19 protein-coding genes and 1 tRNA gene are annotated in these 23411 nt (G+C 56.2%); 14 read left to right on the forward strand and 6 right to left on the reverse strand.

Annotated features, from left to right (window positions below):
- Positions 1-129: 129 nt before the first annotated feature.
- Positions 130-1149 (reverse strand): TAXI family TRAP transporter solute-binding subunit, encoded by a 1020-nt coding sequence (locus YBN1229_RS07890; RefSeq protein WP_046477891.1) that lies wholly within the window; start codon positions 1147-1149, stop codon positions 130-132.
- Between the two features lie 176 nt (positions 1150-1325).
- On the opposite strand from YBN1229_RS07890, the gene YBN1229_RS07895 reads away from it, so the two are divergent.
- On the forward strand, positions 1326-2243 hold the full coding sequence (locus YBN1229_RS07895) for a LysR family transcriptional regulator (RefSeq protein WP_046477892.1): 918 nt from the start codon (positions 1326-1328) through the stop codon (positions 2241-2243).
- Positions 2244-2249: 6 nt separating this feature from the next.
- Here the strand turns inward: YBN1229_RS07895 and YBN1229_RS07900 are convergent, their stop codons facing one another.
- From YBN1229_RS07900 to YBN1229_RS07910, 3 genes are read right to left on the reverse strand one after another with little or no spacing between them, the layout of a single operon-like run.
- Positions 2250-3368, reverse strand: coding sequence for an ABC transporter permease (locus tag YBN1229_RS07900; RefSeq protein ID WP_244465062.1), 1119 nt, complete (start codon positions 3366-3368; stop codon positions 2250-2252).
- A gap of 10 nt (positions 3369-3378) precedes the next feature.
- Positions 3379-6138: a ribosome-associated ATPase/putative transporter RbbA gene (rbbA, locus tag YBN1229_RS07905; RefSeq protein ID WP_046477894.1), complete on the reverse strand. Its 2760-nt coding sequence runs from the start codon at positions 6136-6138 to the stop codon at positions 3379-3381.
- A 2-nt stretch (positions 6139-6140) separates the two neighbouring features.
- On the reverse strand, positions 6141-7145 hold the full coding sequence (locus tag YBN1229_RS07910) for an HlyD family secretion protein (protein WP_046480136.1): 1005 nt from the start codon (positions 7143-7145) through the stop codon (positions 6141-6143).
- Between the two features lie 547 nt (positions 7146-7692).
- Here YBN1229_RS07910 and YBN1229_RS07915 point away from each other — a divergent pair.
- On the forward strand, positions 7693-7917 hold the full coding sequence (locus YBN1229_RS07915; RefSeq protein WP_046477895.1) for a hypothetical protein: 225 nt from the start codon (positions 7693-7695) through the stop codon (positions 7915-7917).
- A gap of 37 nt (positions 7918-7954) precedes the next feature.
- Here YBN1229_RS07915 and YBN1229_RS07920 read toward each other — a convergent pair.
- Positions 7955-8030 (reverse strand) — tRNA-Ala (locus tag YBN1229_RS07920).
- 198 nt (positions 8031-8228) lie between these two features.
- Positions 8229-8651, reverse strand: coding sequence for a TIGR02300 family protein (locus YBN1229_RS07925; RefSeq protein ID WP_244465041.1), 423 nt, complete (start codon positions 8649-8651; stop codon positions 8229-8231).
- A gap of 240 nt (positions 8652-8891) precedes the next feature.
- On the opposite strand from YBN1229_RS07925, the gene aroA reads away from it, so the two are divergent.
- From aroA to accD, 12 genes are all read left to right on the forward strand, one after another.
- Positions 8892-10229 carry a 3-phosphoshikimate 1-carboxyvinyltransferase gene (gene aroA / locus YBN1229_RS07930; protein WP_046477896.1) on the forward strand — a complete coding sequence of 446 codons (1338 nt, stop codon included), beginning with the start codon at positions 8892-8894 and terminating at the stop codon, positions 10227-10229.
- A 5-nt stretch (positions 10230-10234) separates the two neighbouring features.
- On the forward strand, positions 10235-10861 hold the full coding sequence (gene cmk / locus YBN1229_RS07935; protein WP_046477897.1) for a (d)CMP kinase: 627 nt from the start codon (positions 10235-10237) through the stop codon (positions 10859-10861).
- 236 nt (positions 10862-11097) lie between these two features.
- Positions 11098-12831, forward strand: coding sequence for a 30S ribosomal protein S1 (rpsA, locus tag YBN1229_RS07940; protein ID WP_046477898.1), 1734 nt, complete (start codon positions 11098-11100; stop codon positions 12829-12831).
- Positions 12832-13077: 246 nt separating this feature from the next.
- Positions 13078-14046 (forward strand): signal peptide peptidase SppA, encoded by a 969-nt coding sequence (sppA, locus tag YBN1229_RS07945; RefSeq protein WP_046477899.1) that lies wholly within the window; start codon positions 13078-13080, stop codon positions 14044-14046.
- Between the two features lie 35 nt (positions 14047-14081).
- Positions 14082-14378 (forward strand): integration host factor subunit beta, encoded by a 297-nt coding sequence (ihfB, locus tag YBN1229_RS07950; RefSeq protein WP_046477900.1) that lies wholly within the window; start codon positions 14082-14084, stop codon positions 14376-14378.
- Positions 14379-14549: 171 nt separating this feature from the next.
- Entirely contained in the window at positions 14550-14900 is a 351-nt protein-coding gene (locus YBN1229_RS07955; RefSeq protein WP_052743784.1) for a hypothetical protein, read from the forward strand.
- 48 nt (positions 14901-14948) lie between these two features.
- Positions 14949-15617, forward strand: a complete 669-nt coding sequence (locus YBN1229_RS07960) for a phosphoribosylanthranilate isomerase (protein WP_046480138.1) — start codon at positions 14949-14951, stop codon at positions 15615-15617.
- A gap of 153 nt (positions 15618-15770) precedes the next feature.
- A complete protein-coding gene (gene trpB / locus YBN1229_RS07965; protein WP_046477902.1) occupies positions 15771-17024 on the forward strand; it encodes a tryptophan synthase subunit beta in 1254 nt (417 codons plus the stop codon).
- A 246-nt stretch (positions 17025-17270) separates the two neighbouring features.
- Positions 17271-18422, forward strand: coding sequence for a TRAP transporter substrate-binding protein DctP (gene dctP / locus YBN1229_RS07970; protein ID WP_082101067.1), 1152 nt, complete (start codon positions 17271-17273; stop codon positions 18420-18422).
- 132 nt (positions 18423-18554) lie between these two features.
- Entirely contained in the window at positions 18555-21068 is a 2514-nt protein-coding gene (locus YBN1229_RS07975) for a putative bifunctional diguanylate cyclase/phosphodiesterase (RefSeq protein WP_052743785.1), read from the forward strand.
- A 188-nt stretch (positions 21069-21256) separates the two neighbouring features.
- Positions 21257-22078 (forward strand): tryptophan synthase subunit alpha, encoded by an 822-nt coding sequence (trpA, locus tag YBN1229_RS07980; RefSeq protein ID WP_046477903.1) that lies wholly within the window; start codon positions 21257-21259, stop codon positions 22076-22078.
- A 184-nt stretch (positions 22079-22262) separates the two neighbouring features.
- Positions 22263-23375 (forward strand): acetyl-CoA carboxylase, carboxyltransferase subunit beta, encoded by a 1113-nt coding sequence (gene accD, locus YBN1229_RS07985; protein ID WP_046477904.1) that lies wholly within the window; start codon positions 22263-22265, stop codon positions 23373-23375.
- Positions 23376-23411 lie beyond the last annotated feature (36 nt).

Genomic DNA, 23411 nt, shown 5'->3' on the forward strand with positions numbered 1-23411 from the left:
GTGAAAGAAAAAGCTCTTCAACGGCTCTGCGGAACGCGATGCGCCTGATAGGCGTAGACCCGAGCAAACAGGCGCATCGCATGACGAAGAACTTCTAAGAGAGATGATCCAAGTCCAGGGAGCTCGGTCTCACTTCTTGACCAAGCCGGCCTCGACGTATGCCCGCATGGCACCAGGATGGATGCGTTCCGGAGATGTCCGAGCCATGATTGAAATCGTCTCCGGGTCCCAGATTTTGGCGATGGCGCTATATTTGCCGAGGCTCGGACCGGAAGAAATCCAAAGCTTGGCCATTTCATATGCGAGATCGTCGGGAAACGATTTGTGCGCTGTCAGGAGTGTGTAGTTTCCAAAGCTGGTGAACTCGCCAGTCTGGCCCGATAACGTTTTCGCTGGAACTTTGCGAATGGCGAACGGAGCTCCCTTTGAAGAATTGTATTCCTCAATCTTTTCTGCGGGAATGTTGATGTAATGCCATGGCCGGCCAGCGCTCTCCAACGTCTTGAACGGAGCCGCTTCGAGGTTTGATCCGAAATTCAAGCTCGAGTGCACGACGAGCGTACCGATGTCGGAACGTCCATCGAGCATCGCATCTATATTCTGGCCCGGCCCCAAGGCATCGAACGAACGAAGCTTGGGTGTGATCCCCCAGGCGTCGAGCAGCATCCGCTGATGCATGCCCCACTCATTTTGCGTCAGGAGACCTACGGCGACACGTTTGCCAGCCATGTCATCGATCGTCTTGATCTTGTCGTCCAGTGTGACGAACACGTTTGTGCTTTGGCTCATGACGCCAATGACGCGGAAATCTTCAACAACCTTGAGCGGTTCTGGAAAAAATGGCTTTACGCCGTTGGCTGCTGCCCATTCGACCACTTCGCCGGAACCGATGAGCGTGTTCTTCCAAAGCTCGGGAGAGGACGCAAGAAAGCGGACGTTATAAGTGAATCCTGGCGTCTCGACCGCAATCGGTTGGATAGCTTTTGAATAGTCCGGTGCATAATTTTGCATGGTCGCCCAGGCCAAATACGGGCCCGAACCTGCTGGAGACACAAGTATATCAACCTTTGCGGGGTCAGCTTGAGCGGTAGCTACAGTCATAAAGGAAAAAGCAGCAGCGATTGCCGAGCATACCGAGATTCTATTCATAAGCTTTTCCTTAAGATGATTTCAGTTCAACTCGAAAAAAGCGGTAACGCCTAATTTATAAGTCAATTGCTCGCCAGTTGTGCACAGCAACAAGCAAGACAAGTCTTGAATTAGACTACCTGTTCGTGGTCAATTGGGTAAATATTGTTTTACGTTCTAGTGGATAGGAAAAAGCTATGGATGTCTCCATTCGCTTCCTTCGCTATTTCGTTGCGACGGCGGAATGCGGCAGCGTCACGAGCGCCGCCACCAAGCTGAACATCTCCCAGCCGAGTGTGTCAGCTGCCATAGCCCAGCTTGAAGCTGACCTGGACATGCAGCTCCTTGTCAGGCGGCCATCACGGGGCGTCATGCTGACGCCGCAAGGCTCGGAAGTTTTGCGCGCCGCACGGGAGCTCATAGAGCGCGTAGAACAATTCAGGGCGGCCACCGGCGCCGTAAACGTCGAGATGCGAGGCGAACTTTCGATCGCCTGTTTCATCAATTTGGGCGCCACCTATCTTGGCCAGCTCATACGATCCTTCGGAGAAAAGTATCCCAACGTCGACATCCTGTTTCAGGACATCGATCAGCAGGACATTTTCTCAGCTCTGACGAGTGGAAGGGTCGAGCTGGCATTGACATTCGATCTCGATCTGCCGTCAGGTCTCGACGCAACGATCGTTGCGCAGCGACCCGCCATGGCCATTCTGGCAGAGAACGACCCGCTGACGCGTCGCAAGACAGTGACCATGGAAGCTCTGTCGGAACGCCCGTTCGTTTTGATGGATCTGCCGCACACGCGTGACTATTTTCTCTCGCTCTTCACGGCCAAAGGTTTGAGCCCGAATATTCGACATAGGACGCGATCCTTCGAAACGGTCCGCAGTCTCGTCGGAAATGGTCTTGGGGTGTCGATCCTGAATTTGGAGCCGAAAACGCCTATCACCTACGACGGCTGCGCGATTGTCACGCGGCCAATCACGGGATCGCCGAAGCCGTTGCAGGTCGTCATTCTTACGCCTCAGCGCCTGCGTCAGAGACGACTAGCCCAGGCCTTCACCGAGCATATTAGCGATTATTTCTCCGCTCCGTCAGGTAGCCCCGTCCACTGATCATTCTCATCGACTTGCGGCGATGGAACGTCGGAACAGCAAGAGGCTGGTGCCCAGGAATGCTGAACCCAAGATGACGACGGCCAGAAACTGAGGCCAGACTGTTTCGAAGCCTGCCCCGCGAAATATGATGGCCTGCGCATAGGCCATGTAGTGCCGCGAAGGTAGAAGCAACGTCAAAGGCTGCAGCCACTCGGGCTGGCTCTCGATGGGCGTCACGCCGCCTGACAGCATCATCATCGGCATGACGGTCATCAGCAGCAGGAGTGAGAATTGCGCCATGGTGCGCGCGACAGTGCCGAGGAATATGCCGATCGCCGCGGCGGAAAACAGATAGATCGTCGTCCCGAGCAAAAGCAGCGCGCGAGAGCCAGCGATCGGCACGCCAAGGATGTACTCGACAACAACGGCCATCGAAATGGCAAAGGCGATCAGGATCACCAAGCCGTTGGCGAGAACCTTTGCCATTGCGATTTCGAAAGCCGTAAGCGGCATGACGAGCAGGTGTTCAATGGTGCCATGTTCTCGTTCGCGTAACAGGGCAGCCCCCACGAGTGCGATCGTGAGAATCGAGAGTTGGTCGAGGAGCGCGACGACGGACTGAAACCAGATCTGCTCACCGTTGGGGTTGAATGCCCGCCGAGACACAAGGTCGATCATTGATATGCTCGCGGCATCGGAGCGTTGTGCGAAGTTCGCAATTTCCTGAAGAAGGATTGCATAGAGATACGACGCACCGGTCGCTGCCTGCATAACAGCGGTCGCGTCGATGTTGAGTTGGAGTTCAGGCTCCAATCCTTTCGCAATGTCGGCCTCAAATCTTGGTGGGATGACAATCACGAAGGTATAGAGGCTCTCGTCCATGCCTCTATCGATCTCGGCGGCGGAAATGATCTTCGGCGTCTGGAAATAGGGAGGCGTGATTGCGTTGCGCAACTTGCGGGAAAGTGCGGAGTGATCTTCGTCGACGATGGCCACACTCGCGTTGTTGACGGGCTCTTTAAAGCCGCGCGCCCGTTCGATGATGCTCGGGCCAAGCGCCCACACGATTAGTACGATCATGAGGACGTCACGCATAAGACTGCGTATCTCCTTCGTCCCAAGCCAGAAAATGTTGGAGAGCATCTGCACGCGGTCACTTCTCCTGCTTGCGGAGGCCGACGACCGCGATCGCAAGGAACACGGGAACGAACAAAGTGAGTGTCAGGATGTCCGGCAGAAGTTCATGCCACCCCAGGCCCTTCGTGAAGGCGCCGACACTCATGTGCATGTAGTACGTGGTAGGCCAAAGCGTGCCCATGATCCGCGCGCCACCTTCGAGAGAGGAGACCGGCTGCAGAAAACCTGAAAACTGCATCGTCGGCATCATGGTGAGGATTGCCGCAGCAAACACAGCCGCCACTTGGCTTGAGGTGAATGTTGCAATGAGCAAACCGTAGCCAGTCGCTGCAGCGGCATAGATGAGCGCGCCGGCGGCTAGAGCGAAAAAGCTGCCGTGGAGTGGCACATTGAAGATGAAGATCACAACAAACGTCATGATGAGAAAGTTCGCCATCGCAAGCCCGATATAGGGAAGTTGCTTGCCGAGCAGGAATTCCAGCCGCGATGTGGGTGTCACATAGAAATTTGTGATTGTGCCGATCTCTTTCTCTCGCACCACGCTAACGGCCATGAGAATTGCAGGAAACAGAATGAGCAGCATCGCCGGCACCGCGGGGGCTATCGCGTAAATGCTCTCGAACGTGGGATTGTACAAATAGCGCATCTCAATTTCCGCAGGTAAGGCGGCAGTGGCCATTCCCGTCTCATTGATCCTTTGCTTGATGAAAAGGTCATTCACGCTGCTGACGTAGCCGGACATTGTTGACGCGCGAATCGTATTGGCGCCATCGATCCATGCGGACACCTTTGGTCGGCTGCCTCGCTTCAGGTTGCGTCCGAACTGCGGGGGGATTTCGAGCGCAAGGGAGATGGCGTTGCCTGTGAGCCGGGCCTCTAGGTCCTGAATGTTTCGCAAAGGCTTAGCTTCGCGAAAGTAGCGCGATCCCCGAAATTCCTCGATGTAGGCGCGGCTTTCGGGGCTTCGGTCGTGGTCCAATACAGCAAACGTCACGCGATCGACGTCGGTCGTGATGCCATAGCTGAATATGAAAAGAAGAATGGTGCTGCCGATGAAAGCAAACGCCAGCCGCACGGGATCGCGCAAAACCTCCTTAGTTTCGCGCAGACTGTAAGCAAAGAGCCGGCCGAGGCTGAGTGAATGATGGGATGCTGATTGTTCCGTGCCTTGAGGCTCAATAACAGGAAGAGAAGTATCTTGCACCTTCTCGGAAGCCACGCTTTCCTCCGTTGCTCCTTCGCGAAGTGCGCCTTCCATGTAACTGATAAATGCATCTTCCAGGGAAGACGCGCCGCGCATATCGATGAGTTCTTGCGGCGTACCCACAGCAAGGACTTTGCCCGCATGCATGAGCGAGATGCGATCGCACCGCATCGCTTCGTTCATGAAGTGAGTGGAGATGAAAATCGTGACATTGTCCTTCCGGGACAGATCAATTAGGAATTTCCAGAATTCGTCGCGTGCGATCGGGTCAACGCCTGAGGTTGGCTCGTCGAGAATAAGAAGTTCGGGCTCGTGGAGCACAGCAACCGCAAGTGATAGCCGCTGACGAAGGCCAAGGGGAAGACCGCCCGCCAAGTCGTCGATATGCTCGGCCAGGCCGAAGCGGGAAACGAGGTCGCTGATCCGTGCGTTCGCCTTCTCCGTACCGAGATGAAAAAGCCGAGCATGGAGGTCGAGGTTCTGGCGCACGGTCAATTCGCCATAGAGCGAGAACGATTGCGACATGTACCCCACGCGTTTGCGCATGCTGAGACTGCTTGCGTCCATGGGTTCGCCGAACATGAAGGCCGTCCCCGAACTCGGAGGAAGCAACCCCGTCAGCATTTTCATGGTCGTGGTCTTTCCGCAGCCATTTGAGCCGAGAAAGCCAAAGATCTCACCACGGAAAATAGTGAAATCCACGTTGTCTACGGCGACGAAGTTGCCAAATTTTCGCGTAAGACCCTCAGCGCGAATTGCCGGTTCACCATCGTCCACAGTCCGCGGTGGAATGACGATCTTGCCCGTTTCCCGGTTAAGCGATTCCGGAAGAAGACCGACGTAAGCGCCTTCCAAATTATCGCTGCCGGTTCTCTCCATGAGCTGTTGGGGGGTGCCGGAGCCGATCTCGCGCCCATCGTTGATGGCAATAAGCCAGTCGAAAGCCTCTGCTTCGTCCATATAGGCCGTCGAAACCAGCAAACTCATGCTGGTTCGCTCCGCCTTGATGGAAGCAATGAGTTCCCAGAATTGACGGCGCGACAAGGGGTCGACGCCCGTCGTTGGCTCATCGAGGATCAGAAAGTCGGGCTCATGGATCAGCGCGCAACACAGCCCGAGCTTCTGTTTCATCCCGCCCGAAAGCTTACTAGCTGCACGGTCAAGAAAGGGATGCAGTCCGGTCGCACGCGTGACCCGGTCAATGCGTGCTTTGCGCTCTGCCGCCGACAAGTCAAAAAGCCTTCCAAAGAAATGAAGGTTCTCCGCAATGGAAAGATCGCCATAAAGGTTCTTTCCCAGGCCTTGGGGCATGTACGCAATACGGGGGCAAACGGCGTTGCGGTGGGCAGCCTCAGCCATGTTGCCGCTGAGCACGTCCAGATCACCTAGCTGTAATTTCCGCGCGCCGGCAATCAGTCCCATCAGCGTCGACTTGCCGACCCCGTCTGGACCGATAAGACCCACGGTAGCTCCTGCCGGCACGTCAATATCCATGTTATCGAGCGCCAACGTCTTTTTGTAACGGTGCGATAAAGCCCGCGCCCGGGCCACGAGCTCAGGCCCAGTGTCCATGATTACGATCCGCTGACCTTTGGTTCGGGGGGCACAAAGCGCTTTTCAAGCCAAGCGGGCCACGGCGGCGGATTAATCCCGGGCCGGACATATGCAACGCCACGAATGCCCGTTTTCACGACATTAATATGCTCTTCGATGAGCTCCGGCGGGATGCGCACCTTAACTCGAAACATGAGTTTTTCGCGCTCGCTGGACGTCTCAACCTGCTTCGGTGTGAATTGCGCTTCGGGCGATACGAAGGTGACCTTCGCAGGAACCGCGAAGTCGGTGCCATCAACGATGATACGGGCCTCCGAACCGATAGAGAGCCGATAGGCGTCCTCCGCCGGAATAAAGATCTCCATGTAAACGTCGGCGAGATTTACAAGTGTCAGCACCTTGCCGCCCGCCGCCATAACTTCCCCTGGTTCGGCAAGCCGATAGAGCACGCGGCCAAGCGTTGGCGCGACGAGGACGCAGTCATCAATCTGCGTTTTCACCTCTTTCTTGACGGCCACTGCAGCGTCAACTCCACGCTGTTTGGAGACGAGCGTTGCTTGGGCCGCTGTAAGATTGGCTTGCGCAACGTCGCGCGTATTTTTGCGCGTGTCGTAGGCCTCCTGGCTTGCATGCCCTTGCTCCAGCAGTCGGCTGGTGCGGCCGAGCTCCGTCTCTGCAAGTTGGAGCTGCGCCTTCGCTTGGGTGATTTGCGCTTCAGCCTGAGCGACTTGGCTTTGAGCGCTTGCAATATCAGCTTCCGATCGCGCGAGCTGAGCCTGAAGTTGTGAGTCGTCGATCTTTGCGAGGACATCCCCGGGCTTTACGAGGTCTCCCTCTTGCGCCTGAATGCTTTCCACGCGTCCTGGTATTTTCGTGGAAATATCGACCTGGACAGCTTCGATCCGTCCATTTCCGGAGACGATGCCGGACGGCAGTTGATTACTCCCGCCATGGAAGAACACAAGATATCCAAATAGCCCGGCGAGCCCGAGCACAGCAGCCAAAACTTTAATGTTGAAGCTCATCGGCTCCTCGTAGCTATCCAGCAATAAATAGCCTGACATCGCGGAAACGCAGCATAGTCTATATCGCAAGGGGAGACGCAATCGACCTGTCAAAAGGCGTATGCGGTGTCTTAGTCGGCTCACGCAGTAACGTAGACGGATATTCTCGGTCCGTTATAGCGTCAAAGCGATCTGACTAAATAGGAGATCCCGATGTTTTAGGGATAAATTCTGGACATCGTAATATCCAACAGGATATATCGAATGGGGTGGCGGAGCTTCTATGCATCTGCGGGAGAATGCCGGGAGTTGAGCTGACGATGAGCCCTCAAAGGCGAAAGTGCTCAGTTTGTAAAGGAAGAGGCTACCTGGACGGTCCATCGCTCATTGCTGGAATCGGGACCCATCCGGACTTCTGTCTCCAATGCAAAGACGTGGCTCCCTTTGAGGGAAGTCGTATTCTGAAACTGCCCGGTAATCACATCGGACGGCCTATTCTTCGGATCGCGGCAGGCGCCTATCTGGCTGCTGCGTTGCTCACGCTCGCGGGGCTAGCGTGGAAGCAGTGATGGCCGCTCTTCCAGTCAGACAGGAACTGAACGCCTACGTTGACGGGGAACTTCCACCCGAGCGAGCGGCTGAGATTGCTAAAATCGCTGAACGTAACGCCGATATCGCACAAGCCATCGCCGTGATCGCAAGCCTGAAAGTAGCATTACACCAGATGTTTGAGCATGAGGTGCGCGCGACGAGCGCCAGCCCTCTGCTCATCGATCCGGAACGTTCATTCTGAAAGGAAAGGGCTTGGGGTGACTAAGCAATTTCAAATCTGGTGGAGCCGAGGGGAATCGAACCCCTGACCTCTACAATGCCATTGTAGCGCTCTCCCAACTGAGCTACGGCCCCGACCGGTATTGGGAATGTACTCTTACAAGTAAGCCAAACGGAGCTAGATGACCGAGTCTCCGTTTAGAGGGCGTTCAATAGGGCGAGCCGACGTAAACATCAAGCCAAAATTGAATGCCTTGCACTTTCCAGGGCAAGAGCGGTTTTTCCGCGCCTCGCCCTGGGTGGTTTCTGGCCCCGCCTAGCCACGTCGCAGGCTTAGGTTTCGTCCTCGTCCCCATCGTGGGCGCCGCCAATAATATTGGAGACATCACCGCCGTCGGTTTCCTCATCTTCAAGGAAAGTATCATCGTCGGCATCGGCGAGATCATCGTCGGCTTCGACATCGACGAGATCTTCCTCCTCGTCCTTCTCATCCGCTTCACCATCGGCGCTGGCGAACTCGGACTTCTTGGTCTTACGTGCAGACGCTTCGTCGACTTTGTCGATCACCGCGCCCGGAGGGGCATGCGCGATTTCGTAGATCGTGCCGCAAATCGGACAAACGATCGGATCGCGATTGAGATCATAAAATCGGGAACCGCATTCGCTGCTCTGGCAGGTGCGTTTTATCCCGCGCGCGTCCTTGGCCATGGGGTGTTGTGCCTTTGTCGTCTGGAAAAAGAGCGTGCCCTCTGCCATACCACCGTCGCTCTGTCAAAACTAACCTTCGGTGACAGCGAAAGTTCTCTAATATAGATGCGAACGCAAAAGGGCGATCCGTTCGCGTTCAGGGGTGAAAAAAGATCCCTGAGCAACGCCGATTGACATGAGCATGGCCGGCTTGCTCTAAGACGCCAAGATTTGCGCGCTTCCCGATTATAGAGCCCGGGCTGCTGCGTCCCCAATCCCGGCAATCCCAGCATAACCGGTGCCAAGCCGATGTCTTACGTTCCGAAGCCGCTTTCGTCTACTCGATCCGGACCATTGTCCGGCCAACTCACTGTTCCCGGCGACAAATCGATTTCCCATCGTGCGCTGCTCTTCGGTGCGCTCAGCCTGGGAACGACACGGATCACGGGATTGCTCGAGTCGGAAGATGTGCTCAACACGGCCAAGGTCGTCAGCGCATTGGGCGCGCCTGCAACTAAGACAAAGGACGTATGGCAGGTGCAGGGCCGCGGGCTCGGTGGGTTCCAGCAGCCTGATGTTCCGCTCGATTTCGGCAATTCGGGAACTGGAGCACGTTTGGCCATGGGCGTCGTCGCCGGCCAGGCGGTTAGCGTCGAAATGATTGGGGACGAGTCTCTTTCCCGTCGTCCCATGAGCCGCGTCCTGAACCCACTCAAGCAAATGGGGCTCCAGGTCGAGAACAAGGATCGCGAGACGCTGCCACTCAAATTGCGCGGTACCGTCGATCTCGTACCGATTGAATACGAACTCCCCGTTCCCTCCGCGCAAGTCAAATCTGCGGTTCTAATCGCGGGCTTGCAGGCGACAGGCACGACGACGGTCATAGAGACCGAACCGACCCGCGACCATACGGAGCGCATGCTCCGCTTCTTCGGAGCCGAAATTACAACAGCGGCCGGGGGCGACGGGAAAACGCGGATCTCAGTAACGGGCGGTCAGCAGATGCAGGGCCGCGAGGTTGCGGTGCCAGCTGATCCCTCTTCAGCAGCCTTTCTCGCCGCCGCTGCGGTTTTGGTGCCGGGATCAGACGTCACGATCGAAGGCGTCCTTATCAACGATACACGCATTGGCTTCTACAAGACCCTCCAGGAAATGGGGGCCGACCTCACGTACGCGAATAAGCGTGAGGAGGGTGGCGAACAGATTGCCGACATCCGTGTGCGCCATTCCGCGCTGAAGGGCGTTCGGGTGCCGCCGGAACGTGCTCCGTCTATGATTGACGAATATCCTATCCTGGCCGTGGTGGCAGCTTTCGCTGAGGGCGAGACCGTCATGGAAGGCTTGGCCGAGTTGAAGGTCAAGGAAAGCGACCGGTTGGCGGCAACTGCGGCGGGCCTTGAAGTCAACGGCGTTAACGCGCGCGTTGAAGGAGATGCTTTGATCGTGGTTGGGTCGGACCGCGTTTCAGGGGGCGGGGTGGTCGCCACGCATCTCGATCACCGTATCGCAATGGCGTTCCTGGTCATGGGCTTCGCGTCCGAAAAGCCGGTCAAGGTGGACGATACATCCATGATCGCCACCAGTTTCCCGGAGTTCATTGGTCTTTTAGAGAAGCTGGGAGCGCGGTTCGACGCGGTTGCGGAGTGACCGTTATGATCATCGCGATAGACGGGCCAGCGGCATCGGGAAAAGGAACTCTTGCCCGGCGTCTCGCCGCCTATTTCGGTTACCACTATCTTGATACGGGCCTTCTTTATCGCGCTGTCGCCCGCGATTGTCTGGAGCTCGGCCACGATCTTAACGATACGCGCGCAGTTACCACGCTAGCCTGTTCGTTGGACCCGGTGCGGCTGGACGATGCAGGGCTGCGCGCCCCCGGTATCGGCGAGGCAGCTTCAATTGTCGCGAAAATCCCCGAAGTTCGGGCAGCGCTGCTGGAATATCAACGCAGTTTTGCGAACCGGCTGCCGGGGGCCATACTTGATGGACGGGACATAGGCACCGTGGTATGCCCGGATGCGGACGCCAAGATCTTCGTCACCGCGTCTGTCGAAGAACGTGCCAAGCGCCGGTTCCGCGAGTATGAGGCGGCGGGCGAGAGCCCGGATATGGAGAAAATGCTGGAGTTAATCCGCGCGCGCGATGCGCGCGATGCTGGGCGCGGAGCGGCCCCGATGCGCCGCGCCGAAGACGCGGACTTGCTCGATACCACCGAAATGGATATAGAAACGGCATTCGACGCCGCCGTCGGATTGATCAAGAGGAAGATCGGCCAATAGGGTGTATGCAAGACGTACGCCCCAAATCTTATTGGCAGGGTGCGATACTCATCGCGGCGGCAACAAAATTCACCAATCGTATGATCGAGCCGGACGTGCTTGTTGCGGCGGCGGGAACGCTCCCGCTGGGCCAGCATTAATCCGTTGGGATCATTGACTAAAGCAACCGATGCCACGACCCGGATTTTATCTACGGGGCGGCATCAAACCCCTATTACTCAGGAGCGCAACTGCGTATGTCGCAAACCGAATTTTCAAAAGATCTTAACCCCACTCAGGACGAGTTTGCCGCCCTTCTGGCCGAAAGCCTAGCCAAGGACGACATTTATGAAGGTGCCGTCGTCACGGGTAAGGTGGTCGGCATCGAGAAGGATCTAGCCGTAATTGACGTTGGTCTGAAGATGGAAGGCCGCGTTCCTCTGCGCGAGTTCTCCACCAGCGGCAGTTCCGAAATCAAGATCGGCGATGAGGTCGAAGTCTACCTTGAGCGCATCGAAAATGCGCTCGGTGAAGCAGTTCTGTCCCGCGAGAAGGCCCGCCGCGAGGAAAGCTGGAACCGTCTTGAAAAACAGTTCGAGGCTGGCGAAAAGGTGACGGGCGTCATCTTCAACAAGGTCAAGGGCGGCTTCACGGTCGACCTCGATGGTGCCGTGGCCTTCCTGCCGGGCAGTCAGGTCGACATTCGCCCCGTCCGCGACATTGGCCCGCTGATGCACCAGCAACAGCCTTTCCAAATTCTTAAAATGGACCGTCGCCGTGGCAACATCGTCGTGTCGCGCCGCTCCGTTCTCGAAGAAACGCGCGCCGAACAGCGCGCCGACATCGTCGCCCGCCTGGAAGAAGGTCAGGTTATCGACGGTCTGGTCAAGAACATCACCGACTACGGTGCGTTCATCGACCTCGGTGGTATCGATGGTCTCCTTCACGTCACCGACATGGCTTGGCGCCGCGTCAACCATCCTTCCGAGATCCTCAACGTCGGCGATACCGTGAAGGTGCAGATCATCCGCATTAATCCGGAAACGCAGCGCATCAGCCTCGGCATGAAGCAGTTGCTGTCCGATCCGTGGGAAGGCATCGAAGCCAAGTACCCCGTCGGCGGTCGCTTCACCGGAACCGTAACGAACATTGCCGATTACGGTGCCTTTGTTGAGTTGGAGCCAGGTGTTGAGGGCTTGATCCACGTCTCCGAAATGAGCTGGACCAAGAAGAACATCCATCCAGGCAAGATCGTTTCCACGAGCCAGGAAGTGGAAGTTCAAATCCTTGAGGTCGATTCCAACAAGCGTCGTATCTCGCTGGGTCTCAAGCAGACGCAAGATAATCCTTGGGAAGTCTTCCTGGCTCAGCACCCGCGCGGTACGGAAGTCGAAGGCCCGATCCGCAACATCACAGAATTCGGTCTGTTCATCGGTCTCGAAGGTGGTGTCGACGGTATGGTCCACCTCTCCGACCTCGACTGGAACCGCGCTGGCGACGAAGCCATCAAGGACTTCAAGAAGGGCGACAATGTCAGGGCTGTGGTTCTCGATGTTGACAGCCAGAAAGAACGCATTTCGCTCGGTATCAAGCAGTTGGGCGGCGATCCGGCCGAAACCATTGGCGGATTCAAGAAGAGCGAGATCGTAACCTGCGAAGTGATCGGCGTTCAGGAGAACGGCATCGAAGTCAAGCTGGCCGATACCGACCTGACCACGTTCATCAAGCGTTCGGACTTGTCGCGTGACCGCTCCGAACAGCGCCCTGAGCGTTTCAGCGTAGGCGACAAGCTTGATGCTGCCGTTATCAGCCTCGACAAGGCGGCGCGCCGGATCAACGTTTCCATCAAAGCGCTGGAGATCGCCGAAGAGAAGAAGGCTGTTGCTCAGTACGGTTCGTCCGATTCAGGCGCATCACTCGGCGACATCTTGGGCGCTGCGATCAAGAAGAGCCAGAGCGACGACGACTCCGACGAGGAAGAGCAGGACTGAACGCACAATGCATGAACGTCGGGGTGTCTTAAACCGCCGTTCTGTGATGTGAATAAAGTTCGCAAGACAACTTTGGAAGGCGCACGATAGGGCTAGCCTATCGTGCGCCTTAATTGTAAGATTCCGGTTTCAGTGACCCGAATAACGATTATTGAAGACGGCCCGATACTTGCCTAACGTGAAAGGCAATCAGAAACAGCGCGTAAGTCCACCTAGCGGGCGACACGTGCGCACCGGAGTCTATCAATGAGCGTTGAGACCGAAGTCGTCCTTGATCGCCGCCGTTTGCGCCGCAAGATGGCTTCCTGGCGTATTCTGGCCGTACTCGCCCTATTGCTGGCAGTCGGCGCGCTACTTATGAGCGACAAGAGCCTATCGGGCTTCTTGAATAAGCCCCAAATTGCACGGGTTTCCATAGTTGGCACAATCCTCGAGGATCGCCGCCAGCTTCAATTGCTACGCGAAATCGCTAAAGCCGACCATGTCGCCGGCGTCTTGCTGTTCGTGAACAGCCCTGGTGGGACGACTACTGGCGGAGAAGCGCTTTACACGGCCTTGCGCGACGTGGCCGAAAAAAAGCCAGTTGTGGCCCAATTCGGTACAGTTGCCGCGTCTGCAGGCTACATCGTTGGGTTGGCAACCGATCACATCGTTTCCCGCGGCAATACGATCACGGGGTCCGTCGGCGTCCTGATGCAGTGGCCTGAGGTGACCGAACTCCTGGGCAAGATCGGCGTGAAGATGAACGAGGTCAAGAGCGGTGCGCTGAAGGCTGAGCCCTCTCCCTTTAAGGTAGCGGATCAGGAAGCTCTCAACGTCACGGCCGAGATGATCGATGACGGCTTTAAGTGGTTCTTGTCTCTTGTCGAAGCCAGGCGCGGTATTACCGCTGCAGAGGTGCCAGGATTGAAGGAAGGCCGCATCTTTTCGGGGCGTCAGGCTCAAGATTACAAACTCGTTGATGAGATCGGCGGAGAAGACGAGGCGGTTCGCTGGCTGAAAGAGAAACGCGGCGTTCCGGCGAATGTTGAAGTCGTCGACTGGAAAGTGAAAGACGACTCGGGTTGGGGGCTGTCCGCTTCTCTCTCTAATTTGGCGGCCGGATTGGTCGGTGCGGGCGTGGCGGGACTGACCCAATTCGCCAGCCGTGACGGAAACCTTTCTTCACTAAGTCTTGACGGTCTTGTTTCTGTTTGGCAACCTGCCAAAAATTGAATAATTACAACAACTTTCCTCATGGGAGGCAGCCGGTGATAAAGTCCGAACTGATCCAGCGGATTTCCGCTGCAAACCCTCATCTCTATCATCGCGATGTCGAGCGCATCGTGAACGTGATTTTCGATGAAATCGTTGATGCTCTGGCACGCGGGGACCGGGTCGAACTGCGTGGCTTTGGCGCGTTCACCGTCAAGCACCGTCCGGCACGTGAAGGCCGGAACCCACGTACTGGAGAGCCTGTACCAGTCGAGGAAAAATTCGTTCCGTTCTTCAAGACTGGCAAAGAGCTGCGTGACCGCCTTAATGTGCCAAAGAAAAAGGGTCACTAACCTTCTCTCACGCGGGCTGCCGTCGCCGGAAAAAAAGTCGTATAGATTACCGCAAAGGAAGGTTCACTTCTGTGTCGGTTCGCAGGATGTGGGCCGTTATGGGAATCTACAACGGCCAGGGCACTCCGAATTATGATCCGGGGGCGCTGGTAGTTATCCGGGGCGCTGACCGTGCTGCAACGAATATTTACGATCGTAATCGCCTTCCCAATGGCGCTGGTCTTGATTGCACTAGCCGTGGCTAACCGCCATGATGTGCGTCTCGTGCTCGATCCATTTCGACCAGACACTCCGGCACTATCTCTAGTGCTTCCCTTTTATGCCTATCTCTTCGGTGTCCTGGCGTTGGGTATCATCGCGGGCGGTCTGGCTGTATGGTTCGGACAAGGCCACTGGCGTCACGCAGCGCGCGTGCGAACCCAAGAAGCGCGACGCTGGCAGGCTGAAGCCGACCGGCTGACCCGTGAACGCGATGCCGATGCAACCGGTGGCAGCCGACAGCTTATTGCCAATTCGCGATAAGTGTTCCTCGGCGTCCGTTATCTCAACGGATGGCATGGACCTAAGCCAATGCAACCAAAAGTAAAAATCTGCGGCTTGACCACGCAGGAAGCCCTCGAAGCTGCGATTGCCGCTGGTGCGGACTTCGTTGGTTTCGTGATTTTTCCGAAAAGTCCACGCCACGTAGATATCGCCGGTGCGAAGGCGCTCGCGAATACGGCGCGGAATCGTGCGCGCTCGGTTGTTTTGCTTGTTGACCCGGATGATGAGCTGTTTGATCGGGTGTGTGCAGAAGTGGCCCCCGATCTTATACAGCTGCACGGGCATGAAAGCCCTGAACGCGTCGCCAAGTTACGGGCGCGTGGCGATACAGCCATCATGAAAGCCATCGGCATCAAAGCTCCAGGCGATGCGGAAAAGGCAGAGCCCTATCGGCGGCCTGGTCGCGCCGACTTGATATTGTTCGATGCTGCTCCGCCCCCGGATGCAGGCGATGCCCTGCCAGGTGGCAACGGCCTCAGTTTCGACTGGAAAATTCTGGACGGAGTTTCGCGCCGATTTGACTTCGCGTTAGCCGGCGGGTTGAACGCTGAAAACGTCCGCGAAGCAATCCGCCTGACCGGAGCCGCGATCGTTGATGTGTCCTCCGGCGTCGAAAAGGCGCCAGGCATCAAAGACCCGCAACGTATTGTGCGGTTCCTTGAAACGGCAAAATCGACTAGCGTCGCGGCAAGATAGCGAGGCCATCGGGAAGATCTGTCGGCCGGCATGATGAAAAAGCGAACGGAGAGGTTCGCTTGGAGCGTCGCCGGGAATAGGCTACCCATCGCCGGCACCGGCAGTGTGAACTGCGACGGCAGGCACGACCAACAAGGAGCGTATACCAACGATATGGCGACCACCAACCAGCCTAACAAACTCAATAGCTACGTGACCGGTCCAGACGAGCGCGGACACTTTGGTCTCTTCGGCGGTCGCTTTGTAGCCGAAACCTTGATGCCGCTAATCCTGGAGCTGGAGAACGCGTATAACGCTGCCAAAGCAGACCCGGCATTCGCGGAAGAGCTTACCTACTTGATGACCTATTACGGCGGCCGTCCCAGCCCGCTGTACTTTGCCGAACGATTGACCGAGCATTTGCGCGGTGTCGCAGGCGGCGACAAGGGCGCGAAAATTTACTTCAAGCGCGATGAGCTGAACCACACAGGGTCCCATAAAATCAATAATTGCCTTGGCCAGATCCTTTTGGCCAAACGCATGGGCAAAACCCGCATCATCGCTGAGACGGGCGCTGGCCAGCACGGCGTCGCGGTCGCAACCGTCTGTGCGCGTTTCGGCCTGCCTTGTGAAGTCTACATGGGCAAGACCGACGTCGAACGGCAAAAGCCTAACGTCGTGCGTATGCACATGCTGGGGGCGAAGGTGAACCCCGTGACCAGCGGTGCCGGCACTCTGAAGGACGCGATGAACGAGGCGTTGCGCGATTGGGTCACCAACGTCCATGATACCTACTACATCATTGGTACCGCAGCAGGACCGCATCCCTACCCGGCAATGGTTCGCGACTTTCAATCCATCATCGGCCGCGAGGTGCGCGAGCAGATGATGGCAGCAGAAGGTCGTCTGCCGGATACGCTTGTCGCTTGTATTGGCGGCGGCTCCAATGCCATTGGCCTGTTCCATCCATTCCTGGATGATGAAGGCGTCAAGATTTATGGCGTCGAAGCCGGAGGATACGGTCTTGAGGTGTCGAATGGCCATGCTGCTTCGATGAATGGAGGGCGCCCTGGCGTACTTCATGGCAACCGCACGTATCTCTTGCAGGACGGCGACGGCCAGATTCTCGAAGGGCACTCAATCTCTGCCGGACTCGATTATCCCGGAGTGGGGCCAGAGCATTCTTGGCTGAAGGATACAGGGCGGGTCAAATACGTCTCGGTAACGGACAAGGAGGCGTTGGATGCATTCCAGCTTTGCACGCGTCTGGAAGGCATCATTCCGGCTTTGGAGCCATCGCATGCCCTTGCACACGTGGCCAAGCTTGCGCCGACGCTTCCTCAAAATGATCTATTGGTCATGAATATGTGCGGACGCGGCGATAAGGATGTTTTCACTGTCGCTGGCCATCTCGGCATGGACATCTGAACCTTGCCTCAGAAAGGCATTCGCTAAAAAGATTCGAAGACACGATCCTTGATGCAAAAAATTGAGCTCGGGGTGCTGAAAATGCAACTCGAGCTTAATATTTTTTGAGTATCTGATTGTTTATTCCCCGCAATAGGGAGGAAAATTGGCGGATTTGATTATTGGTTTCCGAATAGCAGTCGGTAAAAATTTATAAAAATGAATTTCTAAATATTGTATTTTAAGTTTTGGCGTTGAGTGGTGCCCATGAAACGACGAACGTTCTTAGCCGGTTCCGCCGTCGGATTGGCGACAGCCTCCGTAGCCGGGTTTGTTGGCGGATCGAGTTCTCGCGGAGCCAAGCAAGATAGGGTTGCCAACATCAAGGCCCCCGCGGTGGTTTCAGGTAGAGAAGTTGGCACCACGTGGCGGGTCCAGACGTCATGGCCGGCCGGCATCGGTCTTCAGATCTTCGAGGACTGGTGTAACGGCATCGTCGAAAAGACGGGCGGTGAGCTTGCATTCCATCCCTTTGCGGCGGAAGAACTCGTCGGCGGCTTCCAGCTCTTCGACGCACTCAGGGACGGCACTTTGGATGCGATGAACTCGTTCACGCTCTATTGGGCTGGGCGCATGCCGACGGCTGTCTTTCTCTGTTCGTACCCGTTGGCCATGCGACACGCTAACGAGTGGGATGTCTTCTTCTATGGGCTTGGAGGGCTGGAACTGGCCCGCGAAGCCTTCGCCGAGCACGGGATGTTTTATGTCGGGCCCATCCAACATGGCCCCAACATCATCCACTCCCGGGTACCCATCAGATCGATTGATGATTTCCGCGGTCGCAAGATACGCATGCCCGGTGGCATTGTAGCCGAGGTATTTCAGGCGGCGGGAGCTGCAACGACAATGATACCGGGTAGCGAGATCGTTGAAGCGCTGCGTTCCGGCGTCATCGACGCAGCGGACTACGTCGGACCTTCCGTCAACTACGCGCTGGGCCTGCAGGATGTGACGAAATACATATCCATGGGGCCACCCGGTTACCCATCAATCTACCAGTCGGTGGACCTTATGGATCTCACTGTGAGCATGAAGCGCTGGAATGAGCTGCCTGACCATTTGAAGAAATTCATCGAGTCAGAGCTGCGCTGCTATTCGGACTTCCATCACGCAACGATCCAGGCGGCTGATGTCGCGGCGTGGAAAAAATTTGCAGAAGCGGGGTCGACAATCAATCGGCTTGGCCAGGAGGATGTCGAGAGGTTTACGAGACTCGCGATACCTCGATGGTTTGCCTGGGCCAATAAGGGGCCGAAAGCGGCGCACATATTCAAAATTCAATTGGATTATATGATGTCTAATAGCCTCGGATATGTAACCCCAGACATGATCAAAGGCCTGCGCCTGAATTACAGCTAATGTGAAATTTAATCGAATTTCAATAAAAGTGGCTCATTGAAAGTTTCCTTTGAGATGTTCATGCATCGGTACAAGTGTATTGGATTTTGGGATCAAGGAAATAAATAATAATTTGACCGTAGGCTGCACGCCATGAGGTTGAGCCAAGACGCCAAACTACTCCTGTCTACGTTGATTGTGATTGTCGCGGCAGTCGCAGCAAGCTGGGTTGCGCTGGGCAAAGCCCGTCATTTCATCCTCAAGAAGGAGGGGCGGTATACGGCTGTACACTGGGCGCAATACCTGGAGAATAATCTTCGAGGGCTGGATGGCCTCCTATCGGCGGGCCTCATCACCAACGAAGACCGGATGACGTTTGATTTTGCGACGGCAACCGGCAATGTCCTCAATTATCAAATCCTCGATGAACGCGGTGCGGTTGCATTCTCCTCATGGTCAGGAGATTTCCGCCTGAGCATTCCAACGGATCACGTGCAAGCCGCCATCCGTAATGACAAGAGCTACACCGAACTCATTGAATACGAGGGTGGCGAATCCAGGCCCCGCCTTGTCGCTGAGGCCTACGTTCCCATCGAAAGCACCGCGGGTTACAAAGGGGCCGTCAACGTCAAAATTGACCTAACCGAACGTGCTGTGGAACTCGAACGGCGCAGCATGTTCGCCTTCCTCGGGCTCTTGGGTTTCGTAACGTTGATTAGTACGTTTTGCGGCGCGCTCGTGTGGCGCAACATCCGAAATAGGCAATGGGCTGAAGATCTCCAAAATAGCCGGAGCGTCGTACTTGAGCAGCTTGCGACAGGAATGCCGCTCAAGCAGGTGCTTCTGACACTCGTCCAATCTGTTGAGCGATTGAAGCCGGATACCGTCTGCTCCATCTTGCTACTGGATGAATCCGGCACCCGCTTTAAGGACGGTGTCTCCCCCAGCCTTCCCGAGTTTTTTAGGAACTCAATTAACGGAGTTCAGATCGGGCACGGCGTGGGGTCATGCGGAACCGCTGCTTACACGCGAGAACTTGTGATCGTATCGGATGTGTTAACTCATCCGTATTGGGCCGGTATCCGTGACCTCGTGGCGCGAACCGGCCTTCGCGCATGTTGGTCGCTGCCGGTAATCTCTTCCGACGATGAGGTTCTGGGCACAATTGCCCTTTACTACCGCGAGCCGCGTGAACCGACCGATGCCGAACTCGAATTCTTTCGGACGATATCGCATCTCGTTGGGATCGCCGTGGAGCAACGCCGTTTTCAGGCGCGTATCGCGCATCTAGCACATTACGATACCCTCACGGGGCTCCCCAACCGCCGAAAACTTCAGGCGCGTCTCCAGCAGTATGTGAGTGAAGCGCGAATCGCCAATGGAACCATGGCGCTCGCGATCCTCGACATCGATAAGTTCAAGACGATCAACGACACCTATGGGCATCCTGTCGGGGACTCCGTAATTCGCGAGGCGGCGCGGAGAATTGCTGCATGCGTGCGCGAGGATGACATCGTCGGCCGGCTGGGCGGCGACGAATTAGCGATCGTATTCCGGAAGGTCTCGGATGTGCGTGAAATCGCTGAGGTCTCCGATCGTATCGCGGAGGCCGTTCGGCTCCCGATGTATATCGATGGCAAGAGCATCGCCACCTCTTCGAGTATTGGCGTGAGCTGCTTCCCTCAGCACGCATCCGACTCGGATGAGCTTTTCATCAAGGCAGATCATGCGCTGTATCAAGCGAAGCAATCCGGTCGCGCGACGTGTGAAATATATGACGAAGAATTGCACGAGTTGATCCGCGAAAAACAAATTCTGGAACGAGACGCGGCTCTCGGTATCCAGAAGGACGAATTCTCGTTGGTCTATCAGCCACAGATCGACCTCAAGAGCGGCGCACTGATTGGCCTTGAAGCACTGGCGCGTTGGGAGCATCCGGTTTTAGGCCAGGTGCCGCCGAATAAATTCATTCCGATCGCCGAAACTTCGCCGATTATCATTGAGCTTGGAGAACGTTTGCTGCGCCAGGCCTGCACGCAAGCTGCGCGTTGGCGGCAGGGCGGGCTGACCAACGTCAAAATCGCCGTAAACGTCGCTGCGAGGCAATTTAAGGACCCGCTGTTTGTCGAAAAAATAAAAAACATACTTGAGCAAACAGACTTGAAGCCTTGCGCGCTGGAACTTGAGATTACTGAGACAATGCTCATTGACGACTTCGATGTTGTCGAGAAGACGTTGGGCGAGCTCAATGCGTTAGGCACCTCGGTTTCGATCGATGATTTTGGTACGGGCTATTCTTCGTTGTTGTATCTATCGAAGCTGCCGTTCCAAAATCTCAAGATTGACCGTTCTTTCGTGCATAACTTGCCCTCTGACTCCAACAGCGTGGCGATTGTGACATCCATCATTGCGATGGCGCGGCAGCTAAATCTCTCCGTTATTGCTGAAGGAATTGAGACCTGCGAGCAGGCGGAATTTCTGCGTATGAACGAGTGCGTCGGAGGCCAAGGATATCTCTTTGCGCAGCCGATGGACGCGCTGCAGCTCGAAACGTGGCTGCGCGATGATTTCGTGAATACGTTTCACGGTCGGCTAGGTGCGATGAACGGACAAATGGAAGCTGCGCGCGTCGCGTCTCTGAAGCACAGTGAGCTACGTTCGGCCTGAGATTTGTGGCCGGAGGTACGGTCCGCGCACTTCTTTCTACCACTAACCTTCCGGGAGTGCTAAGGGAGGGAAACGACGGTCGCGAATTGGCCGCATGCCCCCGAATTTCGGGTTGCTTTTCCCGCAAATCGACGCCGCGCCGCTGCAATCCCGCAGTATCGTCCCGCCATAATTGATATACACGAAACATGACCGAAACACGCATCGACAAACGCTTTGCAGCGCTGAATCAGGAAGGCCGAGCAGCACTCGTAACCTTCGTAAGCGCAGGCGATCCCGACCTGGAAACCGCACGTCGCATCCTGTCAGGTCTTCCTGAAGCAGGTGCTGACATCATCGAGTTGGGTATGCCATTTTCTGACCCAATGGCCGATGGCCCTGCAATTCAGGCCTCTTCACTACGTGCACTGAAATCTGGCCAGACCATGAAGAAGACGCTTGAATTGGTCGCAGACTTCCGCAAGCAGGATGCCGATACGCCAATCGTTTTGATGGGATACTACAACCCTATTTACGTCTATCCTGCGGAAAGCTTCCTCGATGACGCGAAGGCCGCTGGCGTGGATGGACTGATTGTCGTCGATGTTCCACCCGAAGCTGACGAAGAGCTTTGTCTGCCGGCCATCCAGCGGGGACTGAACTTCATCCGTCTGGCGACCCCCACCACAGATGAACACCGTTTGCCCGCGGTCCTCGCCAATACATCAGGTTTCGTCTATTATGTGTCCATTACCGGCATTACCGGCGCCGCCGCGCCAGTTGTTGATGAAGTGCACGCACAGGTAGCGCGCATTAAAGCTTCAACGAAATTGCCGGTTGCGGTGGGCTTCGGAGTTCGCACGGGCGAACAAGCCAAAGCCTTGGCGAAGGGGGCCGATGCCGTCGTGGTCGGTTCAGCACTTGTCACGGCCATCGCGCAGAGCCTTGACGATAAGGGTGGAGCAACTGACGGGACGGTACCAGCCGTCTTGAATCTTGTGAGGGATCTAAGCGCGGCTCTGCGTAACTGAGTTTGGTCGCGACAATCTGGCAATATATTGCAGCTTGTGACCTAGAGGCCGTAAACCGGCCAGGCGACGATGTCGCACTTGCGTTACCTTATCTAGAGGGATCGGCTAAGAGTCAGGATAAAGCCGTGCTAGGATTTGAAAGACCGTCAACCCATATGCTCCAATAAGCGAGGAGCCGTTTAGCGTGAACTGGATTAACAACGTCGTCCGCCCCAAAATCCGCAGCTTCTTAACCACGAAGCGCGAGGTGCCGGACAACCTGTGGCGCACATGCCCGGTAACGGGGAACATGGTGTTCCATAAGGATCTGGAAGCCAATCAGTTCGTCTTTCCTGGGTCGGACTATCATGAGCGTGTGAGCGCCGTCGATCGCATGAAAATGCTATTCGACGCGGGCGTTTATGAAAAAGTGCCGGTTCCCGGTGCGGCGACTGATCCGCTCAAATTCCGTGATGGCCGACGCTACCCGGACCGTTTGCGGGATGCCAAGTCCGCGACGGAGTTGGATGATGCTGTTGTCGTCGGCGAAGGCCTGCTCGACGGCCAGAATGTTGTGGCCGCTGCACAAGATTTCCGATTCATGGCAGGCTCTCTCGGCATGGCAGCTGGTGAGGCCATCATCGCCGGTATGTTGCGTGCCGTAGAGCGAAAAACGCCCTTCATTCTGTTCGCAGCATCGGGTGGCGCGCGCATGCAGGAAGGCATCATGTCGTTGATGCAAATGCCGCGCACGACCATTGCCGTTCAGGCGCTGCGAGACGCCAAACTGCCTTACATAGTCGTCCTGACCGACCCCACGACAGGGGGTGTAACCGCGTCCTATGCGATGCTGGGCGACGTTCATATTGCTGAGCCGGGCGCATTGATTTGCTTCGCTGGGCCGCGCGTGATCCAGCAAACGATCCGCGAACAGCTTCCGGAAGGCTTCCAACGCTCCGAATATCTACTTGAGCATGGCATGATCGACATGGTCGTGCATCGTCACAAATTGCGAGCAACCATCGCCCGCGTTTGCAGGCTCCTGATGAAGCCCGCCTTGGACAAGGCAGAGCGAGAGAAAGCCCCAGCTGCCCCTAAGCGTATGAATGGGAAAGCATATGCCAAGGCTGACGCTGTAGCGCCTAATGAGCGCATTGAGGATCCTGCCGCTTCCCAAAATGAAGCCGAGAGTGTGGTCGAAGCCGAACCGGTGACGGAGGCTGAGCGTTTCGAGCCGAAACGTACGGGCACCAAGGCGCAAAAGTCCGAGAAAGCAGCCGAGCAAACACAGGCTCAGCCTCCGAAATCGGACGCTTGATAGAGGGAATGCTCATCGTCGCATCGCGGGGACAAG

This window comes from Candidatus Filomicrobium marinum (genome assembly GCF_000981545.1).
In the GTDB taxonomy this organism is placed as follows: Bacteria; Pseudomonadota; Alphaproteobacteria; order Rhizobiales; family Hyphomicrobiaceae; genus Filomicrobium; species Filomicrobium insigne.

Bases quoted from the DNA above. Each gene is read 5' to 3' on its own strand.
- YBN1229_RS07890 (WP_046477891.1), bottom strand. From the start codon at position 1,149: ATGAATAGAATCTCGGTATGCTCGGCAATCGCTGCTGCTTTTTCCTTT.
- YBN1229_RS07895 (WP_046477892.1), top strand. From the start codon at position 1,326: ATGGATGTCTCCATTCGCTTCCTTCGCTATTTCGTTGCGACGGCGGAA.
- YBN1229_RS07900 (WP_244465062.1), bottom strand. From the start codon at position 3,368: ATGCTCTCCAACATTTTCTGGCTTGGGACGAAGGAGATACGCAGTCTT.
- rbbA (WP_046477894.1), bottom strand. From the start codon at position 6,138: ATGGACACTGGGCCTGAGCTCGTGGCCCGGGCGCGGGCTTTATCGCAC.
- YBN1229_RS07910 (WP_046480136.1), bottom strand. From the start codon at position 7,145: ATGAGCTTCAACATTAAAGTTTTGGCTGCTGTGCTCGGGCTCGCCGGG.
- YBN1229_RS07915 (WP_046477895.1), top strand. From the start codon at position 7,693: ATGGCCGCTCTTCCAGTCAGACAGGAACTGAACGCCTACGTTGACGGG.
- YBN1229_RS07925 (WP_244465041.1), bottom strand. From the start codon at position 8,651: ATGGCAGAGGGCACGCTCTTTTTCCAGACGACAAAGGCACAACACCCC.
- aroA (WP_046477896.1), top strand. From the start codon at position 8,892: ATGTCTTACGTTCCGAAGCCGCTTTCGTCTACTCGATCCGGACCATTG.
- cmk (WP_046477897.1), top strand. From the start codon at position 10,235: ATGATCATCGCGATAGACGGGCCAGCGGCATCGGGAAAAGGAACTCTT.
- rpsA (WP_046477898.1), top strand. From the start codon at position 11,098: ATGTCGCAAACCGAATTTTCAAAAGATCTTAACCCCACTCAGGACGAG.
- sppA (WP_046477899.1), top strand. From the start codon at position 13,078: ATGAGCGTTGAGACCGAAGTCGTCCTTGATCGCCGCCGTTTGCGCCGC.
- YBN1229_RS07960 (WP_046480138.1), top strand. From the start codon at position 14,949: ATGCAACCAAAAGTAAAAATCTGCGGCTTGACCACGCAGGAAGCCCTC.
- trpB (WP_046477902.1), top strand. From the start codon at position 15,771: ATGGCGACCACCAACCAGCCTAACAAACTCAATAGCTACGTGACCGGT.
- dctP (WP_082101067.1), top strand. From the start codon at position 17,271: ATGAAACGACGAACGTTCTTAGCCGGTTCCGCCGTCGGATTGGCGACA.
- YBN1229_RS07975 (WP_052743785.1), top strand. From the start codon at position 18,555: ATGAGGTTGAGCCAAGACGCCAAACTACTCCTGTCTACGTTGATTGTG.
- trpA (WP_046477903.1), top strand. From the start codon at position 21,257: ATGACCGAAACACGCATCGACAAACGCTTTGCAGCGCTGAATCAGGAA.